This window comes from Algibacter miyuki (genome assembly GCF_030409805.1).
Classification (GTDB): Bacteria; Bacteroidota; Bacteroidia; order Flavobacteriales; family Flavobacteriaceae; genus Algibacter; species Algibacter miyuki.
The window spans coordinates 34,759-58,748 of sequence record NZ_JAUFQP010000016.1 but is presented as its reverse complement, the minus strand read 5'-3'; the positions used below and the strand labels follow the sequence as shown (position 1 = coordinate 58,748).

At 34.6% G+C, this 23,990-nt stretch carries 15 protein-coding genes and 1 other RNA gene; 8 read left to right on the top strand and 8 right to left on the bottom strand.

Annotated elements, in window-relative coordinates; all coding sequences use genetic code 11:
• Positions 1–8: 8 nt before the first annotated feature.
• Positions 9–10,142 (bottom strand): HYR domain-containing protein, encoded by a 10,134-nt coding sequence (locus QWY92_RS18930; RefSeq protein WP_290274536.1) that lies wholly within the window; start codon positions 10,140–10,142, stop codon positions 9–11.
• A gap of 31 nt (positions 10,143–10,173) precedes the next feature.
• A complete protein-coding gene (locus tag QWY92_RS18925) occupies positions 10,174–10,701 on the bottom strand; it encodes a hypothetical protein (protein ID WP_290274532.1) in 528 nt (175 codons plus the stop codon).
• 460 nt (positions 10,702–11,161) lie between these two features.
• On the opposite strand from QWY92_RS18925, the gene QWY92_RS18920 reads away from it, so the two are divergent.
• From QWY92_RS18920 to QWY92_RS18905, 4 genes are all read left to right on the top strand, one after another.
• A complete protein-coding gene (locus QWY92_RS18920; RefSeq protein WP_290274529.1) occupies positions 11,162–11,647 on the top strand; it encodes a SixA phosphatase family protein in 486 nt (161 codons plus the stop codon).
• Positions 11,648–11,824: 177 nt separating this feature from the next.
• On the top strand, positions 11,825–13,882 hold the full coding sequence (ppk1, locus tag QWY92_RS18915) for a polyphosphate kinase 1 (protein ID WP_290274526.1): 2,058 nt from the start codon (positions 11,825–11,827) through the stop codon (positions 13,880–13,882).
• Positions 13,883–13,887: 5 nt separating this feature from the next.
• On the top strand, positions 13,888–14,793 hold the full coding sequence (locus QWY92_RS18910; protein WP_290274523.1) for a Ppx/GppA phosphatase family protein: 906 nt from the start codon (positions 13,888–13,890) through the stop codon (positions 14,791–14,793).
• 101 nt (positions 14,794–14,894) lie between these two features.
• The gene (locus tag QWY92_RS18905) at positions 14,895–15,422 is read left to right on the top strand and encodes a porin family protein (RefSeq protein ID WP_290274520.1); all 528 of its coding nucleotides are present in this window, start codon (positions 14,895–14,897) and stop codon (positions 15,420–15,422) included.
• A gap of 38 nt (positions 15,423–15,460) precedes the next feature.
• Here the strand turns inward: QWY92_RS18905 and QWY92_RS18900 are convergent, their stop codons facing one another.
• Both QWY92_RS18900 and QWY92_RS18895 read right to left on the bottom strand, forming a co-directional pair.
• The gene (locus tag QWY92_RS18900) at positions 15,461–16,042 is read right to left on the bottom strand and encodes a MiaE family protein (protein WP_290274517.1); all 582 of its coding nucleotides are present in this window, start codon (positions 16,040–16,042) and stop codon (positions 15,461–15,463) included.
• Position 16,043: 1 nt separating this feature from the next.
• Positions 16,044–16,613 carry a hypothetical protein gene (locus QWY92_RS18895; RefSeq protein WP_290274515.1) on the bottom strand — a complete coding sequence of 190 codons (570 nt, stop codon included), beginning with the start codon at positions 16,611–16,613 and terminating at the stop codon, positions 16,044–16,046.
• A 190-nt stretch (positions 16,614–16,803) separates the two neighbouring features.
• Here QWY92_RS18895 and QWY92_RS18890 point away from each other — a divergent pair, with 190 nt between their 5' ends.
• The 3 genes from QWY92_RS18890 to QWY92_RS18880 all read left to right on the top strand — a co-directional run bounded on the left by QWY92_RS18890 (position 16,804) and on the right by QWY92_RS18880 (position 19,306).
• The gene (locus QWY92_RS18890) at positions 16,804–17,982 is read left to right on the top strand and encodes a DUF3095 domain-containing protein (RefSeq protein WP_290274512.1); all 1,179 of its coding nucleotides are present in this window, start codon (positions 16,804–16,806) and stop codon (positions 17,980–17,982) included.
• A 227-nt stretch (positions 17,983–18,209) separates the two neighbouring features.
• Complete coding sequence (locus QWY92_RS18885; RefSeq protein ID WP_290274509.1) at positions 18,210–18,686, top strand: Hsp20/alpha crystallin family protein; 477 nt, start codon at positions 18,210–18,212, stop codon at positions 18,684–18,686.
• A gap of 143 nt (positions 18,687–18,829) precedes the next feature.
• Complete coding sequence (locus tag QWY92_RS18880; protein WP_290274508.1) at positions 18,830–19,306, top strand: hypothetical protein; 477 nt, start codon at positions 18,830–18,832, stop codon at positions 19,304–19,306.
• A gap of 111 nt (positions 19,307–19,417) precedes the next feature.
• Here the strand turns inward: QWY92_RS18880 and dnaX are convergent, their stop codons facing one another.
• Positions 19,418–21,148: a DNA polymerase III subunit gamma/tau gene (gene dnaX / locus QWY92_RS18875; RefSeq protein ID WP_290274506.1), complete on the bottom strand. Its 1,731-nt coding sequence runs from the start codon at positions 21,146–21,148 to the stop codon at positions 19,418–19,420.
• Between the two features lie 312 nt (positions 21,149–21,460).
• Here dnaX and rnpB point away from each other — a divergent pair.
• An RNA gene (gene rnpB, locus QWY92_RS18870) (RNase P RNA component class A) lies at positions 21,461–21,777 on the top strand.
• Between the two features lie 61 nt (positions 21,778–21,838).
• Here the strand turns inward: rnpB and QWY92_RS18865 are convergent.
• The 3 genes from QWY92_RS18865 to QWY92_RS18855 are packed head-to-tail and all read right to left on the bottom strand — an operon-like array spanning position 21,839 to position 23,932.
• Positions 21,839–22,381 carry an RsmD family RNA methyltransferase gene (locus QWY92_RS18865; protein ID WP_290274503.1) on the bottom strand — a complete coding sequence of 181 codons (543 nt, stop codon included), beginning with the start codon at positions 22,379–22,381 and terminating at the stop codon, positions 21,839–21,841.
• The gene (locus QWY92_RS18860) at positions 22,381–23,211 is read right to left on the bottom strand and encodes a DUF3822 family protein (protein WP_290274501.1); all 831 of its coding nucleotides are present in this window, start codon (positions 23,209–23,211) and stop codon (positions 22,381–22,383) included. Before QWY92_RS18860 ends, QWY92_RS18865 begins: the two co-directional genes overlap by 1 nt.
• Positions 23,195–23,932: a hypothetical protein gene (locus QWY92_RS18855; protein ID WP_290274499.1), complete on the bottom strand. Its 738-nt coding sequence runs from the start codon at positions 23,930–23,932 to the stop codon at positions 23,195–23,197. The genes QWY92_RS18860 and QWY92_RS18855 overlap by 17 nt, the downstream gene beginning before the upstream one ends.
• Positions 23,933–23,990: the final 58 nt, after the last annotated feature.

Genomic DNA, 23,990 nt, shown 5'->3' with positions numbered 1-23,990 from the left:
TTAATATATTATTTGGTTCCTAAATATATAGGGCCTGTTAAAGGACTTAATCCACTATCTTTTAGTTGAATGATATAGTAATACGTTCCGTTTGGTAATTTACCGTTGTTTCCAACTGCAGATCTTGGTGCGTGGCCACTCCAGTCACCTTGAGCTCCTGTTGTTGCCATACTACCTAGTGTGTAGTTCTCAGATTCATAAACTACAGCACCCCAACGGTTGAATATTTTTATACTGGCAACGAAGCCACATAAATCGATTCCTGCAATATCAAAAGTATCGTTAATACCATCTCCATTTGGAGTAATTGCTGTTGAAATTGAAATATCACTTTCGCCACATGGTAAAACATCACAATCGGCGTGAACATTCATAGCAACTTCAGTTACACTGATACATCCATTATCTGTGGTTGTATATCTAAATAAATAATCGATACCACCATCGTTAGGTAAAAATTCAGCACTTAATTCTAATGTTGATGGATCAAAAACATTGTTAGTTAATGTCGCTTTAGTATCACCTTCAATCATTTCCCAAACACCATCAGTATCTAACGTATCTAAAAGGTATTGATTAAGGTCTTGAACTCCTTCTTTATAACACCAATCTTCCGCTACAACATCACTAAATATTTCATCTAATGCTACATTTAATGTTTGTGTGTAACTCGCTGTATTATTACATTCATCAGTAACTTTCCAAGTTCTTACAATTTGATAATCGATTAAATTTGCTTTATCAAATCCATTAACTTCATTAAATTCAACAGTAATGTTTGTTGAACAATTATCAGTAAAAGCTACTGTTGGTATTTCTGGTATTTCAGTACAACTTACATTAAGCACACTGTCAAAAGTTGTTGATGGTGTTGGAGCTGTCGTATCGACTACATTAATTATTTGAGCATATTCTGCCGTTAAGCCACAAGCATCGGTTGCTGTCCATGTTCTTGTTATTGTATAATTAGAAGGGCAATCGCCAGCCGTTGTTACATCGTTAACCGTTACAGTGGCAGTTCCACAGTTATCGGTAGCAGTTAAAGTTGCTGCATTTGGAATAGCATCACACTCTACAGTGATATTGGCTAGTGGTAACGTACCATCGAATACTGGTTTGGTAGTATCCTGAACAGATATGATCTGGGTGTAAGATGTTTTGTTTTCACATTCGTCTTCTGCAGTCCAAATTCTTGAAATAGTATAGTTTGAATCGCAAGTTCCATAAGTGATAATATCTTCCACGGTTACAGTTGCTAAACCAGAACCACATGAATCTTCAGCAGCTACAAATGGAGCTGTAGGAACGGCATCGCACTCAACTACTAAATTAGGGCTTGGTAATGTCCCTGTAAATGTAGGCGGTGTTGTATCTTGAACTGTTATCGTTTGAACAAAATTATTAAAGTTTCCAGCTTTGTCTGTAACAATGTACGTTCTAACTAAAGTATAGTTTGAAGGACAAGATCCTTCCGTTTTTACTTCGTTAAAGGTTAATGTTGGTGTTTCGCAATTGTCGATTCCTGTAAACACTAAAGGTTCTGGAACATTAGTACATTCTACGGTTAAGGTTTCCGAAGGAAGCGCCTCTACAAACGTAGGAGGGATATTATCAATAATTGTGACTTTTTGAGTACAAGTTGTTTCGTTATCCGCTTCGTCTGTTACAGTCCATGTTACTGTGGTTTCTCCAATAGGAAATGTTTCAGGCGCATCATTTGTGATTTCAACATTACCACAATCTTCTACATCTAAAGTTCCTAGCTCTACATTTGTAGCACTACATGAGTTGGCATCTACAAAAGTAGATACATCAGCAGGGCAAACTATTTCTGGTAAGTTACCATCGTTAACGGTTACTTTTTGTAAACATGTTGTTTGGTTACCTGAATTATCAGTGATGGTCCATGTTATAATAGTTTCACCAAGTGCATAAGGTTCTAGTGCATTATTTGTAATTGTATAGTTATCACAGTTGTCATCTGTAGTTGGTGTCCCTAAATCTACACCGGTAGCAGTACATTGACCTTCATCAGCATTAACAATAATATCAGCCGGACAAGTTATTGTTGGGAAAATATTATCGACTACTGTTACATTTTGTGTACATGTTGAACTGTTTCCAGCTTCGTCTTTCACAGTCCAAGTTACTACAGTTACTCCAACAGGGAAAGAAAGAGGAGCGTCGTTATTGATGGTAACAGAAGTACAATCTATTGCATCTAGTGTACCAAGATCTACGTTTGTTGCAGCACAAGAATCAGCATCTACAAAAACATCTACATCTGCAGGACATGTAATTTGTGGTGCATTTCCATCTGAAATTGTAACGGTCTGATCACATGGATCACTATCGTTAGAACCATCGTTGGCTATCCAAGTAATGGTTGTTGTTCCAATAGGGTAAGATGCGTTTAACGCTAATCCATCACTACGTGTTGCAGTAAAGTTAAATGCAACGGCACAATTATCGGTTGCTGTAGGCTCTATAATGCTAACATTAGCATACTCACAGGTGTTGGCATCTAGCTCTAAATCAATTGGGCTAGGGCAAGTTATTACAGGTTTTTGTACATCGTTAATTGTTACTGTTTGGAAACAAGGATCGCTGTCATTGTTGTTTCCATCATTCGCTATCCATGTAATGGTTGTTGTTCCAACAGGATAAGGAGCTGTTAATTCAAGATTATCAGAACGTGTTGCTGTAAAAGTAAATATTGTTGCACAGTTATCTGTTGCAGCAGGATCTGTAATAGTAATATTAGCATTTTCACAGGTGTCAATATCTGCGTCTCGAATAATGTTATCAGGGCAAGTAATTACTGGTACTTGTGTATCAGTAATAGTTACTGTTTGATCGCAAGATTCACTATCATTAGTTCCATCATTAGCGACCCAAGTAATAGTTGTTACACCAACAGGATAAGGAGCTGTTAATTCTAAACCGTCCGAACGTGTTGCTGAGTATGTTATTGAACAATTATCAGTAGCAGTAGGCTCTTCTATAGTTACGTTTGTTGCTTCACATAAGTTGGCATCTGCCTCAAGTTCAATATTAGCAGGACATGTTATCACTGGAATATCTGAATCGATAATGGTTATTGTTTGTTCACACGGTTCACTATCATTTAGACCATCATTTGCGATCCATGTGATGGTTGTTACACCTACAGGATATGCGTCATTTAATTCAAGATTATCAGAACGTGTTCCTGTAAAAGTAAATGTTGTTGCACAGTTATCAGTAGCGGTTGGCTCTGTTATGGTTACATTAGGATTATCACATGCAGTAGCATTTAATTGAATATCCGTTGGACATAAAATCACTGGGATTTCTGCATCAGTAATGGTTACTGTTTGTTCGCAAGGATCACTATCATTTGTTCCATCATTAGCTATCCAAGTAATAGTTGTTACACCAACAGGGTAAGGAGCGTTTAATGCTAAATTATCAGAACGAATTCCTGTGTAAATAAATGTTGTTGCACAGTTATCAGTAGCAGTAGGCTCTGTAATAGTAACGTTTGTGTTTTCACAAGCATCAACATCTGCATCTAAAGCAATATCCGCAGGGCAAGTAATTACCGGAGCTTGTGCATCAGTAATGGTTACTGTTTGTTCACAAGGAGCACTATCGTTAGTACCATCATTCGCAATCCAAGTAATTGTTGTTACACCAACTGGGTAAGGAGCGTTTAATGCTAAATTATCAGAACGTGTTCCTGTGTAAGTAAATGTTGTTGCACAGTTATCAGTAGCAGTAGGCTCTGTAATAGTAACGTTTGTGTTTTCACAAGCATCAACATCTGCATCTAAAGCTATATCCGTAGGACATGTAATTACTGGAGCTTGTGCATCAGTAATGGTTACTGTTTGTTCGCAAGGATCACTATCATTTGTTCCATCATTAGCTATCCAAGTAATAGTTGTTACACCAACAGGGTAAGGAGCGTTTAATGCTAAATTATCAGAACGTGTTCCTGTATAAGTAAATGTTGTTGCACAGTTATCAGTAGCAGTAGGTTCTGTAATAGTAACGTTTGTGTTTTCACAAGCATCAACATCTGCATCTAAAGCTATATCCGTAGGACATGTAATTACTGGAGCTTGTGCATCAGTAATGGTTACTGTTTGTTCGCAAGGATCACTATCATTTGTTCCATCATTCGCTATCCAAGTAATGGTTGTTACACCTACAGGATATGGAGCATTTAATGCTAAATTATCAGAACGAATTCCTGTGTAAATAAATGTTGTTGCACAGTTATCAGTAGCAGTAGGCTCTGTAATAGTAACGTTTGTGTTTTCACAAGCATCAACATCTGCATCTAAAGCAATATCCGCAGGGCAAGTAATTACCGGAGCTTGTGCATCAGTAATGGTTACTGTTTGTTCACAAGGAGCACTATCATTTGTTCCATCATTAGCTATCCAAGTAATGGTTGTTACACCAACAGGGTAAGGAGCGTTTAATGCTAAATTATCAGAACGTGTTCCTGTATAAGTAAATGTTGTTGCACAATTATCAGTAGCAGTAGGCTCTGTAATTGTAACGTTTGTGTTTTCACAAGCATCAACATCTGCATCTAAAGCTATATCCGCAGGACATGTAATTACTGGAGCTTGTGCATCAGTAATGGTTACTGTTTGTTCACAAGGAGCACTATCGTTAGTTCCATCATTCGCTATCCAAGTAATGGTTGTTACACCTACAGGATATGGAGCGTTTAATGCTAAATTATCAGAACGTGTTCCTGTATAAGTAAATGTTGTTGCACAGTTATCAGTAGCAGTGGGTTCTGTAATAGTAACGTTTGTGTTTTCACAAGCATCAACATCTGCATCTAAAGCTATATCCACAGGGCAAGTAATTATTGGAGCTTGTGCATCAGTAATAGTTACTGTTTGTTCACAAGGAGCACTATCATTTGTTCCATCATTAGCTATCCAAGTAATGGTTGTTACACCAACAAGGTAAGGAGCGTTTAATGCTAAATTATCAGAACGTGTTCCTGTATAAGTAAATGTTGTTGCACAATTATCAGTAGCAGTAGGCTCTGTAATTGTAACGTTTGTGTTTTCACAAGCATCAACATCTGCATCTAAAGCTATATCCGCAGGACATGTAATTACTGGAGCTTGTGCATCAGTAATGGTTACTGTTTGTTCACAAGGAGCACTATCGTTAGTTCCATCATTCGCTATCCAAGTAATGGTTGTTACACCTACAGGATATGGAGCGTTTAATGCTAAATTATCAGAACGTGTTCCTGTATAAGTAAATGTTGTTGCACAGTTATCAGTAGCAGTGGGTTCTGTAATAGTAACGTTTGTGTTTTCACAAGCATCAACATCTGCATCTAAAGCAATATCCGCAGGACATGTAATTACTGGAGCTTGTGCATCAGTAATGGTTACTGTTTGTTCGCAAGGATCACTATCGTTCATACCATCATTCGCTATCCAAGTAATAGTAGTTACACCAACAGGGTAAGGAGCATTTAATGCTAAATTATCAGAACGTGTTCCTGTATAAGTAAATGTTGTTGCGCAGTTATCAGTAGCAGTAGGCTCTGTAATAGTAACGTTTGTGTTTTCACAAGCATCAACATCTGCATCTAAAGCAATATCCGCAGGACATGTAATTACTGGAGCTTGTGCATCAGTAATAGTTATTGTTTGTTCACAAGGAGCACTATCGTTAGTCCCATCATTAGCTACCCAAGTAATAGTTGTTACACCAACAGGGTAAGCGGCGTTTAATGCCAAATTATCAGAACGAGTTCCTGTATAAGTAAATGTTGTTGCACAGTTATCAGTAGCAGTAGGCTCTGTAATTGTAACGTTTGTGTTTTCACAGGCATCAACATCTGCATCTAAAGCAATATCCGAAGGGCATGTAATTATTGGAGCTTGTGCATCAGTAATGGTTACTGTTTGTTCACAAGGAGCACTATCGTTAGTACCATCATTTGCTATCCAAGTAATGGTTGTTACACCAACAGGATATGGAGCGTTTAGTGCTAAATTATCAGAACGCGTTCCTGTATAAGTGAATGTTGTTGCACAGTTATCAGTAGCAGTAGGTTCTGTAATAGTAACGTTTGTGTTTTCACAAGCATCAACATCTGCGTCTAAAGCTATATCCGCAGGGCAAGTAATTACTGGAGCTATTAAATCTACTACCGTTACTGTAGCGGTACAAATAGCATTGTTTCCTGCATCATCAGTAACAGTTAATGCTACTGTATTATCACCGAGGTCGTCACAACTAAAGTTCGTTTTATCTAAAGTGATAGAAGCAATGTTACAGTTGTCGGTAGATCCATTGTCAATATTATCCACTGTAATTGAAACAGTACCATCAGCACCTAATTCCGCAGTAAATGCTTTACATAGTGCTATTGGATTTGTTTGATCCGTAACAGTTACGTTTTGAGTACAATTAGTAATATTATTAGCCTCATCTGTTACCGTCCATGTCACTACTGTAGTTCCTATAGGAAAGCTATCAGGAGAATCATTTGTAATATCAACATCAGTACAATCTCCTACAGATATTGATCCGAGGTAAACATTTGTAGCAACACAAGAATCGCTATTAACAGGAACAGTGATGTCTTCAGGACATTCTATTTCTGGTTTATTACCATCGGTAATTGTTATTGTTTGTTCACATTGTGTTTGGTTTCCAGCCGTATCTATTACGGTCCAAGTTACAATGTTTTCACCCAGAATATAACGAGGTGGAGCATCATTTTCAACAGATTGAATACCACAATTATCTGATGTCACTGGAGTTCCTATATCCGTAATAACTGCGGAACATAAATCTTCATCTGCCGGTCTTTCGATATCCGCAGGGCAAGTAATTACTGGAGCTTGTGCATCAGTAATAGTTACTGTTTGTTCGCAAGGAGCACTATCATTTGTTCCATCATTAGCTATCCAAGTAATGGTTGTTACACCAACAGGGTAAGGAGCGTTTAATGCTAAATTATCAGAACGAGTTCCTGTATAAGTAAATGTTGTTGCACAGTTATCAGTGGCAGTGGGTTCTGTAATAGTAACGTTTGTGTTTTCACAAGCATCAACATCTGCATCTAAAGCAATATCCGCAGGGCAAGTAATTATTGGAGCTTGTGCATCAGTAATAGTTACTGTTTGTTCACAAGGATCACTATCGTTCGTGCCATCATTCGCAATCCAAGTAATGGTTGTTACACCAACAGGGTATGGGGCGTTTAATGCTAAATTATCAGAACGAGTTCCTGTATAAGTAAATGATGTTGCACAGTTATCAGTGGCAGAAGGCTCTATAATAGTAACGTTTGTGTTTTCACAAGCATCAACATCTGCATCTAAAGCTATATCCGCAGGGCAAGTAATTACTGGAGCTTGTGCATCAGTAATAGTTACTGTTTGTTCGCAAGGATCACTATCATTTGTTCCATCATTAGCTATCCAAGTAATAGTTGTTACACCAACAGGGTAAGGGGCATTTAATGCTAAATTATCAGAACGAGTTCCTGTGTAAGTAAATGATGTTGCGCAGTTATCAGTAGCAGTAGGCTCTGTAATTGTAACGTTTGTGCTTTCACAAGCATCAACATCTGCATCTAAAGCAATATTCGCAGGGCAAGTAATTACTGGAGCTTGTGCATCAGTAATAGTTACTGTTTGTTCACAAGGAGCACTATCGTTCGTACCATCATTCGCAATCCAAGTAATGGTTGTTACACCCACAGGGTAAGCGGCGTTTAATGCCAAATTATCAGAACGAGTTCCTGTATAAGTAAATGTTGTTGCGCAGTTATCAGTAGCAGTAGGCTCTATAATAGTAACGTTTGTGTTTTCACAAGCATCAACATCTGCGTCTAAAGCTATATCCGTAGGGCAAGTAATTACTGGCACCTCCGTATCTGTAATGATTACTTTTTGCTCGCAAGAATCACTATCGTTAGTCCCATCATTTGCTATCCATGTAATTGTTGTTGTTCCAACAGGATAGGCGTCGGTTAAAGCTAAGCCGTCATCACGAGTTCCTGTAAAAGTAACTGTAGTTATACAATTATCAGTAGCGGTAGGTTCTGTAATAGTTACTACACTATCACAAGTACCAGAACTTGCATTACCAGTAATATCAGCAGGACATGTTATTGTTGGGGGAACAGTATCTTCAATAATTATTTCTTGAGTTACTTGGGTAACATTTCCACAATCATCAGTAATGTTATATGTTCTTGTAATAGTTTCTATTGGACTTCCGCCATCTGAAACATCACCATCATGAGTTACTACAGGAGTTATACCAGAATTATCGGCTAAATTTGTAACGGATGTTAAATCAACAGCTGGAATATCAGCATTACAAAGAATATTAACAGTTCCTGGAGCAGTTCCAGTAGGAGGTGAGTTAACGTAATCTTCGTAAACAATAGGGATGTTTATAGGCGCAGGAATAGGTTGTCCAACACAGTCATCAGAATCATAGCCTTGGATTAAAACACGACTAAAATCGGCACCTGAAACGGCACCAACACCACTAATTCTACCATTAACCGATACGTTTTCATTAAGATCCTCATCTCTAAGAACATTACAATCTGTAGTTACAGTAAGTTCAAAACTAATTGTAGCTAAAACATCACTTGAGTCAATTGGAGCGGGGAGTGTTCCAATATTCCAAACAAGTTCACGGTTAACTTTGTCGATAACGTAAGGCGTTCCACCTGTAACGCTTGGGTCGGTTGTAGTTAATACCGTTAATTCATCAATATCTATAGTTTCTGGAAGCGGAATAACAAGGGTTGTGTTGTCTGTAGCCTCGGTTCCTGTATTTTTTATTTCAACTTCATAATTAGCACTTTGGCTAGGAGCTAAACTCGTATTAACATCACTAGGTGTGCCGTTGTTAAGAGAGGTTACAGTTAATACACCTTCAATTTCTGGAATGTAAGCATCTACAGCAAAAGTAACGTTAAAAACGAGGTATGCATCTTGTGTACTATTATATTTAAAACGTGTATAGTTTTGTTTATTTGCTATGATAGTATTACCAGTGTTTGGAATATTGAACATCGCAATATCTACACCTGTATTATTTGTTAACTCTGGGTTTCTTTTTCCTGTAGCGCCATTATGCGTAAGTACTGATGAATTAAAAAAGTTGTCTTGGCTATTTCCTGTATGAGATAAATTGAGGTATGTATTATCTAATAAAGTAGAAGGTATACCGGCAACATCATTACCATTAGGTTCTACAATAGCAAAACGGTCGCCACTTACAGAGACATCACCTTCACCAGCCATGACTCCTAATTTTATATTTACAGCGCCATCTTCTACAGCTTTAAACCCAGTGACATCAATAAATTGTTCCGCGACACCAGATGCCATGTGAGCATAACCATCAAAAACAGATACACTTCTCCATTTCATTTTTGAGTTTTCGTAAACTACAACTAAACCCCAACCTCCTGAGTAACCAATGTTTCCACCATTACCTTCAACAGTTGCAATATCAGCAACAAAATATTCACCACTTCCACCGTGATCGGTAATAATATTAGTAACATCAGCAAAAGCAGCATACATGTTATTGTTAGTTCCATTTGGAAATTTAATATCAGTAGCTTGCACAGATACATAATCGGCAGCGTCAGGACCTTTAATTAGTACCTTAGTTTTATCTAATATTTTGGTTTCTCCATTTCCGAGATCTACCGAAAAGGTATTCGAATTAAAATCATTATCATCATTGGCATCTATACCGTCAGGAGCCGCTCTACCAGTCCAATATAAACCAGCAAATATAATATTCGAACATTCTGGATCTGCTTGATTTTCTGTTGAAAATTCTAATATGGAAGACGAAGAGTTGATGGTATTATCATCCGTATCAACGTCAATATATTCCATATCGGCGTTATTATTTTTGTTATCAGCATAGTTAACCAATGTTAGGTTGGTATTTCCTATCATGGTAAAATCACCTTGTATAGTATAAGACGATTCTCTATTTGTGAAATCAATGTTTTGTCCGTAATTACTATGGATTGTGGAGAAAAGCAAAACTAAAAACAACATCATTTTAAATGATGTTGTTTTTACTGAAGATTGTTTATTGTAATTTTTTTTCATTTCTTATTCTTTTAAATATCGAAATATTATATTATGAAGCTGTTTCCGAGGTGTAAAAAACACGGATACCACTGTTTGATATGTATTTAGTAAAACTTTTAATTTGTTCGCTAGTACAATCAAAAGCACATTTAATATAAATATATTTTAAATTTGATAAGCCATCTTCTGAAATGCTAAGAGGTGCTATTAATTCACTTTGATTTTTTAACGTAATTGTTAATAATTCTACGTTACTAAAATCCAGACTATTTTGTTTAAGAACTCTTAAAGAAGAGGCGTCTTCTAAAGTAATTTTCACTAAAGCCCCTTCTCCATAAGTTTTATTTAACTTATTATTTCCTAAATATGCGGTAGGATGTAGTTTTTGAGAAAGATTATAAAATTCTTGTCTAGTATTAGTATTTGTTGCTTTTCCTGTAGCAGCTCTAGCCTGAGTATTACTCGTGTTTAATTCGTAAATACCATATTCTTGCGCTGTGGCATCTAAGTAGGAGAAGAACGATAGACAACAAACCATGATTAAGGTTTTTATCGTCGTTATTGATGTGTTTTTCATAATCTTTTTTTTAGTAATAGCGGTGTTTTTGGGTACATTCACTTTCAAATACAGTGCTGGTTACACGTTATTTGTATATTTTGAATGATAATTTTAACAATGTCTTTTGAGGGAAATATAAAGAAGGTTTTTCCAAAAAGAAAGTCTTCTCTGTTTTTGAAATTAGATTTGGGGTCATAATTTTCTATTTTATAGGTTCATCAAAAGAAAGCATTGGCTACATGTAAATCAAAAATAAATGTTAAATCACTCATAAATTCGTTGTAAGGCGACATTTGTTTTGCTTATTCTGTGTAAAAGTTGTCTTAATCACTAAGTTTCTTTTTATTACAAACTACGTTTTACTAAAATTTTTAAATTGAGATATCAATTTTTATCTTATTTTTATCTACAAATAAATCGCTTTTTAACTTAGAAACCAACTTTTTATCGATAAATAACGCGTTTAAACGAAAAATTTATGAAAAAACTTATTTTGGTACGACATGCAAAATCATCATGGAAACATAATGTTATAGATCACGAACGACCATTAAACGAACGAGGAAAAACTGATGCAGCATTGGTCTCCCAACATTTTTTAAGTTACAAATTACATCCTGATTTAGTGCTTTCTAGCGATGCTTACAGAGCAAAACATACCGCTGAAATTTTTATTTCAAACTTAAAAATAGATCCAGAAAAATTTGTTCTTAATCATGAGTTATATGATTTTTCGGGAGCTCAATTAACATCGGTAATTAAATCCACTACAAAATCTGTTAATAATTTGATGCTTTTTGGTCATAATCATGCCATTACTGCTTTTGTAAACACCTATGGAGACCAACCAATAGAGAATGTTTCAACTAGCGGTGTTGTGGTTTTTAATTTTGATATTATGGATTGGAAAGACCTAAAATCAGGACACACCATAAATACTATTTTTCCAAAAGACTTAAAATAAGATCATTAGCTATATTTGTTAATGATTTTTTTTTGTTTTATCGACGAACGGTAATTAGTTGTTTTTTTGGATGCCCAAAAATATTCTGAAATTTTCAATTTCATAACTTAAATCGCGCCCTTTTTTTCATCTAAATAGAATATATTTGTTTTTACATATTATCAATAATACAGAGCAATGACAAATACAGAACCTATAAATAACACTTATATTAATAGAGAAATTAGCTGGTTACAATTTAATGCAAGAGTATTACAAGAGGCATTATCTGAAAACGTTCCGTTAATAGAACGACTTCGTTTTTTAGGGATTTTCTCTAATAATTTAGATGAATTTTTTAAGGTACGTTATGCTACTGTAAAACGAATAGTTGAAGCAGGAAAAGGTGGTAAAAATGAACTTGGAGGTATAAAAGCCAAAGAATTACTTGAAATTATAACGCAAATTGTAATTAAGCAACAAAGCGAAAGTTTAGATATTTTAAACACTATTAAGGGTAAGCTTGAAAAAGAAAACATTTATGTTATAAATGAAACCCAAATTAGCGAAACCCAAAACGAGTACATTAAAAATTACTTTATCAAAACAGTTAGTCCTGCTTTGGTAACAATTATCTTGAATGACTTAGTCGTGTTGCCAAACCTAAAGGATAGTGCAGCTTACTTAGCGGTACGTATGTTATTGACTGACGGAAGTAAGCAATTTGCTTTAATTGAAATTCCAAAATCTATAGATCGATTTGTTGAGCTTCCGAAGCAAGGCAATAAGAGTTATATTATAATGATTGATGATTTATTGCGTCATTCATTGCGTGATATTTTTAATATTTTCGATTATGAAACTATTTCTGCACACATGATTAAAATAACCAGAGATGGTGAACTTGATTTTGATAGTGATTTGAGTAAGAGTTTTATGGAAAAAATTTCCGATAGTGTAAAACACAGACAAGTTGGTGAGCCGGTTCGTTTTGTTTATGATAAAACCATACATACTGAAACTTTGGAGTATTTAATGTCTAAAATGGGCATTGACGATACCGATAGTATTATTCCTGGCGGACGTTACCACAACCGTCGAGATTATATGGGTTTCCCGAGTTTAGGACGTACAGATTTGCTTTATGACAAAATAGACCCACTTCCAATTAAAGGATTAAGCTTTCAAGAAAGTATTTTTAAAGCGATTACCAACAAAGATTATTTATTACATACGCCTTACCAAACGTTTTCGTATGTGGTTAAGTTTTTAAGAGAAGCTGCTTTAGATCCGATGGTGAAAACTATAAAAATCACTATTTATAGGTTAGCCGAGATATCGCATATTGCGAGTTCTTTAATTAATGCCGCTATTAATGGTAAATCGGTTACGGTATCTATCGAGTTACGTGCCCGATTTGACGAACAGGCTAATATAGATTATGCCGAGCAAATGCAGAGTGAAGGCATTAACCTTATATTTGGTGTTGCAGGTTTAAAAGTACATAGTAAAATGTGCGTGGTAGAACGTGAAGAAGGAAAAAAATTAAAACGTTATGGTTTTGTTAGTACAGGAAACTTTAACGAATCTACAGCTAAAATTTATACCGATTACACGCTTTTTACAGCAGACCAACGCATTTTAAAAGATGTAAATAAAATATTTAGCTTTTTTGAAGCCAACTATAAAATATACAGCTATAAACATTTAATCGTATCGCCACATTATACTCAAAAAACAATTTTCAAATTAATTGACAAGGAAATTAATAACGTTAAAAATGGTAAAGAAGGACTTATTCGACTAAAAATGAATAGTGTCTCGAGTTATACCATGATTGATAAATTGTATGAAGCAAGTCGTGCAGGTGTAAAAATCCAAATGATTGTTCGTGGTATTTGCTGCTTAATTCCTGGTATAAAAGGCATGAGCGAAAATATTGAAGTTATTAGTGTTGTCGATAAATTCTTAGAACATTCAAGAGTCTATATGTTTGCTAACGGAGGAGACACCAAAATATATATATCTTCTGCCGATTGGATGAGTAGAAATATAGAAAACAGGGTAGAAGTAAGTTGTCCAATTTATGACGAAGATGTAAAAAAAGAGATTATAGAAACTTTTAATATCAGCTGGAACGATAACGTAAAAGCTAGATTGTTAAACGATACTCAGCAAAACGAATACAAAGTATGCGACAAAGAGAAGGTAAGATCTCAGTTTGATGTTTACGATTATTATTTAAATAAAATATAACGGATATGCTTTCAATAAAAAAATATGCGGCCATAGATATAGGTTCTAATGCGGTTAGACTTTTAATTTCTAATATCATTGAACAAAAAGGGAAACCGGCGCAATTTAAAAAGAATTCATTGGTACGCGTGCCTATTCGTTTAGGAGCCGATGTTTTTATTAAAAATAAAATATCCAAAGAGAATACACAACGCATGTTAGATACCATGTTAGCTTTTAAGCTTTTAATGAAATCGCATAAAGTTGTAAAATATAAAGCCTGTGCTACCTCGGCTATGCGCGAGTCCGAAAATGGCGCAAAAATAGTACAATCAGTTTTAGATCATGCCGGAATTAGTATTGATATTATTGGAGGTGAAGAAGAAGCTGCGATTATTGCAGCAACCGATTTAAACAAATACATTGAGCCTAATAAAATTTACCTTTATGTTGATGTAGGTGGTGGAAGTACTGAATTTACCGTTATAGACCATGGCAAGCAAGTAGTTTCACGATCGTTTAAAATTGGAACTGTTCGACTTTTAAATGATATGGTAAGGAAAGAAACCTGGCAAGAATTAGAGCAATGGATTCGTACTAATGTAAAAGATTACGATAAAATTGAAGTGATTGGTTCAGGAGGAAATATTAATAAAATCTTTAAGATTTCCGGAAAGGCGATGGGAAAACCTTTAACGTATTTCTATATGACATCCTATTATTACACGCTTCAAAGTTACTCTTATGAAGAACGTATTACAGAGTTGGACCTTAACCAAGATAGAGCCGATGTAATTATCCCGGCCATGCGTATTTACTTGTCTGCCATGAAATGGAGTGGCGCAAAAAATATTTATGTTCCGAAAATTGGATTGGCCGACGGTATTATAAAAAGTATATATTACGATACCGTTTCGAGTAATACACAGTAAAATTTTGCACTTTAGCCTTTATAATTGTCCCCTTTTGATTATATGATATATATTCGTACACATATACTTAATTGCAAGCTACAAACCCAAACCTATTCATTATGAAAAAAATACTACTTTTTACGGCATTAATTGGATTATCATTTCAAGGATTTTCACAAGATGTAAAATATGGTATCCGTGGCGGTTTAAATATTTCTAATTTAGATTTCAGTACACCTTACGCTACCGAAAACAAACATAGAAACAGCATATATTTTGGGGCTTTCGCGAACATAAGTTTATCTAAAACCACCGCTTTAGTTCCAGGGTTTGAATTTTCTGCGGAAGGAGCAAACGATGAAAGTATACATTTAGATTATTTACAAGTACCTGTATTATTAAGATTCAGGTTAAGTGAAAAGTTTCATGTTGGTGCTGGTCCACAAGCGAGTTTAAAAATACATAAGTATGAGGACGGCATTAAAAATTTCGCTTATTCGGGTGTAGCTAATTTAGAATATAAAATTAATCTCATGCTATTTGCAGAGTTAAGATATAACTATGGTTTCACAAATATATTTGACGATCACTTAGGTGTTAATGCCAAAAACAGAACCATTCAACTTGGGTTAGGGTATAAGTTTTAAGTTGAGCTACAAAAGATAGAATTTATGCGATTAAATTTCTATCCATGTATGGTTTCACTAGTACCCAAATTACTCATAATTTCAGCCTCAAATTCAAGAAGTTGTTGCCATTTGGTATCAACTTCTTTTTTTTCGCCATATTGTCTCGCAAACCCTAAAAACATGGTGTAATGGTTAGCCTCGCTTACCATTAAATTTCTATAAAATTCAGCCAGTTCTTGATCTTCTAATTCTTCGGAAAGCAAACGGAAACGTTCACAACTTCTAGCTTCTATCAATGCTGCATAAAGTAATCTATGTACTAATTGCGTTGTTCTACTACCTCCTTTTGGAAAGAATTTCAATAAAGCAATCACGTAGTCATCACGACGATCACGACCTAACGTCCAACCACGCTCAATAATTTTATCGTGTACCATTTTAAAATGACTAATTTCTTCTTTAACCAAAGCCACCATTTCTTGTACAAGGTCTGTATATTCCGGAAAACTCACTATTAAGGAAATAGCTGTGCTCGTTGCTTTTTGTTCGCAAAAGGCATGGTCTGTTAATATTTCTTTAATGTTTTTCTCTACAATATTAACCCATCTTGGGTCGGTTGGTAATTTTAAGCCTAACATGTTATATGGTATTTGGAAGCAAATTTACTTCTTTAATTTTAAGGTTGCCAAAAGTATCAATTAAAATACTGAAGTCTTTAAAAGTATTGGTGTTTAAAATTCGGAAGGAGGTGTTTAAGCACACCATTTCTGCGGTAGATTGTTCATGGTTTAACCAAACATGTTGCATAATAGCCTGTTCCCAAAAATCAGGTGTGGCGTACTCTTTAAAAAGCGATTTATTAATTAAACTATGCGTTAATAACTGTCCTTGTTTTAGTACAGATAATTGCGCTTCGAAGTTTTTAAAATGTATTTTAGTTTGAGTTTTACCTTTTGTAACTTCCGTTTTCGAGACAAATTGACCTTCAATAGAATTATAATTTAATTTCACATGAAAACCACTACTCATTATAGTATCTGTATGTATTTTAACTTCTTCCTGCGGCACAAAATAAACTCGAGTACTAAACGATTCTAAAAGATTAGCACTTTCTAAAACCTCACGATTACTTTGGTGCATACGATTTCGACCATCGCAACTCATAAAAACTAAAGAAATGGTACAAGCAAAAAAAAATATTTTTTTCATATGTTTGGTTTTTCCCGTTCCATTCTAGAACGTTTTTCTGTTCAAATATACCTAAAATCGGTTATACTCTCTAATTCATAAATCATCAATTATTTTTAAGGTTTATAGGGTGAAAGCTATTATCTGTTTTCGATTGTTATCGGCAGATATATATTACCTTTAACCCGAACCAGTAGTTAATAGTAGCGTTTTGATTAAGAAGAGTTATTTAAATTTTTATAAAGATATTCCAAAAACCAATTTATCCATTAAAGATCTTTTAAAGGATGAAAGTTTATTTTATAAGGTCCCTGATAGTTGGTCTGTGGTAGTTACAGATATAGAAAATTCTACCGAAGCTGTAGCACGAGGCTTGCATAATGATGTTAATTTAAGTGCTACTGGAAGTATTATAACGGTATTAAACACTTTAAAATCGACAAAAACCAAAGTTAAAATCCCTTATTTTTTTGGAGGAGATGGTGCTACTTTTATTATACCAAAAGCGGCGGTAAAACCTGTTTTATTGGCTTTAAATAATTACAGCCAGCATATAAAAAAAACAACCGAACTTAATTTACGAGTTGGACAATTAGAGGTAGAAAAAGTATACGCCAACAACATCACTTTAAGAATTACAAAGCTTAGGCACAATAAATATTTAACCACGCCTGTAGTTTTAGGAAATGGAATGAAATATGCCGAACGCATTATTAAGGACGGTTTTAAGGCTTCGGATATATTTAGCGAAAAACCAACCAAACTTAATCTAGAAGGCATGGAGTGCCGTTGGAACGAAGTTTATCCCAATAAAAACGATAAAAAGGTGATTTGCCTGCTTGTAGATTGCGATAACGAAAACGAGCAAGCAGAAGTTTATGGTGAAATTATGGAGCAGGTTGATGCTATTTTTGGTGATCTCGAAAAACGGAACCCGATTTCCTCTCAAAAACTAAAGTTAGACTCTTCTTTGAAAAAAATAAGAAAAGAGATGTATGCTAAAATTGGAAAATACAAACGAAGCTATCTCATAAATAATTGGCTCATCACCCTTTTTGGAATATTATATTTTAAGTTTTCTAAAGCAGGAAGAATCACCAAAACGAGAATTGCACAATTATCGGATACCATAATGCTCGATGGTTTTTTGAATACGGTAATCTCCGGAACCGATGAACAAGTTGATGCTTTAAAAGCACTTCTAGATCGGCTCGAAGCTGAAAACAAAATTATCTATGGAATACATATTACACATGCTTCCATTATGTCTTGCTATATTGAAGATCGCACTGAAAAGCACATTCATTTTGTAGATGGTACCGAAGGTGGTTATACTAGCGCAGCTATTATGTTTAAAGAAAAGCTTAAAAAATTACAGTTGAAAGGTTGATACCTGTCGAATTTCATGTTCAATGACATTTATAGCATGTTGTTACAAGTCTTAAAATGTCATTATTTCAGTGTTTTAAATGATTTTCTAACAATAATTCTGAAAAAATGGCAGAAATATTGTTAGAAAACATAGAAATATTCGTTTGGTACTTTTTTTGTTTTTCACTGCATGAAATCATAAAGGTTTCAAGTTTGAAAAAATGTTTAATTTAAAATTTTGTAATTATGAGCAATTTAATTAATGTTCCTAAAAACGGAAGTTTAGCAAAAACAAATTCAAATGCAAGCTTCCCAAGTACTTCTAATTGGTTAGATGATATTTTTAATAGAGAATTACCCTCTGTATTTACTTCTAATTTTAATACAGGTTTCTCTTTACCAAAAGTAAATATTAAAGAAACTGCCGATAATTATACGGTAGAAATGGCTGTTCCAGGGTTAAAAAAATCAGATTTCAAATTAGATATAGACCATCACGTGTTATCTATTTCCACCGAGAAAAAAGAAACGCACGAGCAACAAGAAGAAAACTACACACGTAGAGAGTTTGGTTATACTTCATTTAAAAGAACTTTTACCTTACCAGAAACGGTAGATGATGATAAAATCACGGCTAATTATCAAGATGGTATTTTAAATATTCTTTTACCAAAAAAGGAAGAAGCTAAACAAAAACCTGCCAGACAAATTAAAATTTCTTAATTGTACAACTAAATTTTTAACAAAGGAATTTTTAAGAGATTAGTGAGGCTGAATTTTTCAGCCTCACTTCTTTAAGTGCTCTATGCTGAACAAACAAAATCATTATTAGTGAAATATAAATGTTTAACTAAAAATTTAAAATCATGAAAAAATGTGTTTTATTATTAGCGGTTGCATTATTAAGTATTAATTGCAGCGGGCAAAAAGATGAAAATAAAAAAACAGAAATTACAACAATAGAAAAACCAAAAGGGTCATGGAAAGTAGATAAAGAATTTGACGAAAACGGTAATTTAATTAAATACGATAGTATCTATTCTTGGTCTTCTAGCGAGGATATAGAAAGATTATCGGCCATGGATCGAGATAGTTTAATGCAAAGCTTTAAGTCTAAATTTTTCAAGAACTATTCGAGATTTGAACAACAAGGATTTGAGAATATATTTTCTGAAGATTCTCTTTTTAGCAATCATTTCTTTAATGATGATTTCTTCGGAAGTGATTTTGGTACAGATTTCATGAATATAGATCAAATAACTGAAGACTTAATTTCGAGACAAAAAAAGTTCTTAGAAAAATATCAGTCCGAGATTGTTTTACCAAAAGAAGATAAAGAATAGCGAAAGCTATTCTTTATCTGTTATTACTAACTTTTTTATAAAGTCTTTCGTATATTCATAATCAGAGTTCTATTAATTACGGAAATAACACTATTAATAGAAGACCAAGACCTAAAGATCTAAATCGAAAGCACGACGAAGAATTTCGATGTTTGGGTTGCTTTCTTTTAGTTTTTCGTATTTATCCTCATCAGTAAATACGTATTTTTTTTCAGTCACCTCATTAACTGTTATCACTAAACTAATATCGAAATTGCTTAATGTCGTTCTAATGTAATTCATCAGCTCGAACTGGTTTTGTGTAACCTCTTTTTTGTTCGTTTCGGTAGGAAACTCTAAATGAATATTGGTGCCTTTAAGTTTAGGCGTATCCATGCTTAAAATAGAAGCCAGATTGTGTTTTCCGTCTTTTCGGATTTTGTTTGTAATAAACTCCCAAACTTCCATAAAGCGTTCTTCTGTAAAAGGCTCGGTCGGTAAGTTCTCTTCATCAACAACAACTTCTAATTGCTTTATTTGGTGCTCTTTTTTAGCGCGAATACTACTTAACGACAATCCAGAACGGCGTCTTGGTGGTGGGTTTGTAACCACATTGGAAACCGTTTCTGCTTCGGGCTGTTTGGCAGGCGCTTGTGGCGTAGAAACGGGTGTGCTTGGTGTTTTCGCTTCCGCGGAAGGTGCAACGCTTGCCGCAGGTTTTGGAACTTTTACAGGAATAGGCGTAATGCCTTTCTTTTTAAAGTATGATGAAGGTATTATGTAACATTTGCTATTTTTTTTTTCTCCATCGAAAGTGATAGAGGCAAGCTGCATGAGACATAGTTCGACGAGAAGTCGCTGGTTTTTACTGGTTTTATACTTGAGATCGCAGTCGTTCGCAAGATTGATACCTTGCATGAGGAATTCCTGTGAAGCTTTCTGTGATTGTTCTAAATATTTAGTTTGTGTTTGTTCGCCAACTTCTAACAATTCAATAGTGGCTGGTGTTTTGCTTACCAATAAATCTCTAAAATGCGAGGCTAAGCCTGCTATAAAGTGATGTCCATCGAATCCTTTAGAAAGCGTATGATTAAACTGAATAAGCAAATCGGGTATTTTGTTTTCAAGAATTAAATCGGTGCTTTCAAAATACGTTTCGTAATCGAGTACGTTTAAGTTTTCGGTTACGGCTTGTCTAGTTAAATCTTTCCCTGAGAAACTGACAACACGATCGAAAATAGAAAGTGCATCACGCATGGCTCCATCGGCCTTTTGTGCTATAATATGCAAAGCATCGTCGTCGGCAGTAATGCCTTGTTCTTCGGCGATATATTTTAAATAGTTTTTGGCGTCTTTTACCGTAATACGCTTAAAATCGAATATTTGACAACGCGATAATATAGTTGGTATTATTTTATGCTTTTCGGTAGTTGCAAGTATAAATATACAGTGTTTTGGCGGTTCTTCTAATGTTTTTAAAAAGGCATTAAAAGCGGCTTGAGATAACATGTGTACCTCGTCAATAATATAGACTTTATATTTTCCAACTTGTGGCGGTATACGTACTTGATCGGTTAGGCTTCTAATATCGTCTACAGAGTTATTGGATGCAGCATCGAGTTCAAATATGTTAAAAGCAAAATCTTCTTCGCCTGTTTCCTTACCATCACTATTTATCATTTTAGCCAAAATACGTGCGCAGGTTGTTTTACCAACTCCACGAGGACCTGTAAATAATAAGGCTTGGGCTAAGTGATTGTTTTCAATAGCGTTTAACAAAGTATTAGTAATGGCTTGTTGCCCAACGACATCTTTAAATGTTTGAGGTCTGTACTTTCGAGCCGATACTATAAAATGTTCCAAATTTTTACTGCTATTGAATGAGTAACAAAGTTAAAAATTCCTTTCGGATTATTAAATTGTAAAGGCGAAATTTAAAGGGAGTTATTAACAACTGTTTTTTTATGAAGAAAAGTGAGTAGTGAAGAAACCGCTATGAGCTGAAAGACAGACCCGCGTTAGGGATTGCAGCATTGTTGGAGCTCTTTTTGTGTTGTTGCACCTATGCAACATAAAAAAGCGACTGCGGAAAGCCCGACCTTTAGGTAACGCCCAAAGATTAATTATTTATAAATTTCTATGTATTTTACTATTTGTTTATTGTAGTTTTGCTGGCTAGTAGATCGCCTTATCGCTATTTCGATTATTTGAGGTAGAGGAAAGTCCGGACACCATAGTTCAACATAGTGGCTAACGGCCACCAACCGAGAGGTTAGGACTAGTGCAACAGAAAGAATGTACAGGTAATGCTGTAGTGAAACCAGGTAAACTCTATGTGGTGCAATGTTATGTAAACCAGTGCTTGAGGGTTGAACGCCCGATGCTGGAGGGTAAGCAGCTAAAGTGTTTTGGTAACAAAATACGCAGATAAATGATAAGGTATTCTTGCTTTGCGAGAAGAACAGAACCCGGCTTATAGATTTACTTACTTATAAAAAAACCCTTCGAGCTTTGGATTTGAAGGGTTTTTGTGTTTTTATGAATAATGTTGGTTTATTCTGGTGTTTCGAAGAAGCTAAACATATTGCCTCCGTAACTTTTTGAGTAACTAAAATTTATGCTTTTAGAGATATCGGTATGTTTTGAATGCTCTACGATAAGCACACCTCCTTCTAGTAGCAGGTTGTTTTTAAATACTAATTCGGGTATTTTTGAGAACTGCTCTTCGGTGAAACTATATGGTGGATCGGCAAAAATAACGTTAGCTTTTAATGTCGATTTTTCTAGAAATTTAAACACATCGCTTTTAATGGTGTTTATTGGCATATCGAATTGCTCGGCAGTTTGGTTGATAAATTTTATGCATCCAAAATCTTGATCTACAGCTGTAATTTGTGCTGTACCGCGTGAGGCGAATTCATAACTTATATTTCCGGTTCCGGCGAATAAATCGAGTACCGAAATGTCGTCGAAATAAAAAGTATTGTTTAATATATTGAATAACGATTCTTTAGCCATATCGGTTGTTGGACGAACGGGTAAGTTTTTCGGAGCTGTTATTCTTCTGCTCTTATATAATCCTGATATTATGCGCATTAAAAACCGTTTATTAAAGTGAAGTTTGAATGATTTGTTTCTGGTGTTTCGGTAAATTTGTATTGCTTTTGTGCTTGGCCAAAACTTACATTTCTAATGTATTTGTAAGCGATGTTGTAAAGTTCGTCGTCTTGTTTTACATCTCCAAGTAAAAGGAGGTTTAAGCTTTCTGGACTAGCCTTTAATTGCTCGGCAGTAAACAAAATATAGTAAATAAAATCTTCTTTAGTATGAAACACAAAACTATTGTAAAATTGAAGTTTACCGTTTTTAAGGACTATAATTTGAAATTGATTTTGCCCAACGTGTGCGTAAAATTGTGTGGTTTCAGATGTCTTTTCAGTAGCTAAAATCGTTTCTATTAAAACGGTAGAGGCGTGCTTAAAGGTGAAATCGCCAAAGTGATCGTAAATGTAATTATTAACGTTTACATACGGGATGTACACGTTTACACTTTGGTTTAAATCAATGGTATCAAAAGTTATAAAATCGGACTTTAAAATTTTAGAATTGAATTTTAAATAATCAGCTAGGTTATTTTCGTTAAAAATAGATTGTGGCACTAATGTAGAAAGCTCGTTATCGTGAATCACGTTAACAGCATAGAACTTATTTTGTAATGCAGTTTCAGTCTCAAAAGCCTCCTTTAACTTATCTAGAAGGGCTATTGGGTTTAATTTCTTTTTAAACGGAATAACCTTAAGATCGGTAATAGTTTGCGTATCTCGCTGTAGAATACAAAAAGAAAGTCCACTCAAGCTTATTTGAATGGACAGTTCTAAATTAGTTAGTTTATTAATAGTGGTGGTAATATTATTCGCTTGCGCCATAAGTTTTTGGCCAGTTACCTGTAGTATTTACTTCGTTCATAGATCCTACTTTTAAAGCATCACCGTTAACGCCGTCTACAGCTATTACTTTATTTTCTTGTAGTACTAAGTCTTTATTTTGATCGAATAAAATAACTTCCTTTTTAACTAAAGTTTCGAAAACAGGAATGTTAATATCGTTTTGAGTAATAAAGCCAGCTTTTAATTCAAATTTAGCACCTTCTTTTCCTCCAGGAACATTCATCATGGTTTTGTAGCGGTCAGATGATTTAAATAAAGAATCTTTTACAGAAACAGTACCTAAAGTATCAACAATAACAATATCTTTAGTTGTATCTACACCGTAACGTTTAGTTAAAACTTCATCAATAACACTAGAGTCACGACGTTGTGTAATAGTAAACTCTGCAGTATCGATAAATTTAATTAAGTTATCAAAGTTATCTGTAAATCTACCTGTTACTTGTCTGTGCGCTAATTGAGCATCTCTAATATCCTTTAAACTTTCAATAACAACAACATAACGTTTGTTCTTAAGTTTGTTAAATTGAATTGGCTCGTAAATCGACATGTACGTTTGGTATCCTAAAAAACCAATTAATACCCAAAGGGCAATTGTTAAAAACGGTTTAAGTTTTGCAGGTATAAATTTATCAACCAACTTAACCAAGCCAATCGTTGCTAAAATTACTGCAACTACAATAAGAATAAAATTTAACATAGTGTGTTATTTAATTTAAAAGTTTATTAATCGTTATTTAGCAAATCTACAATTTTTT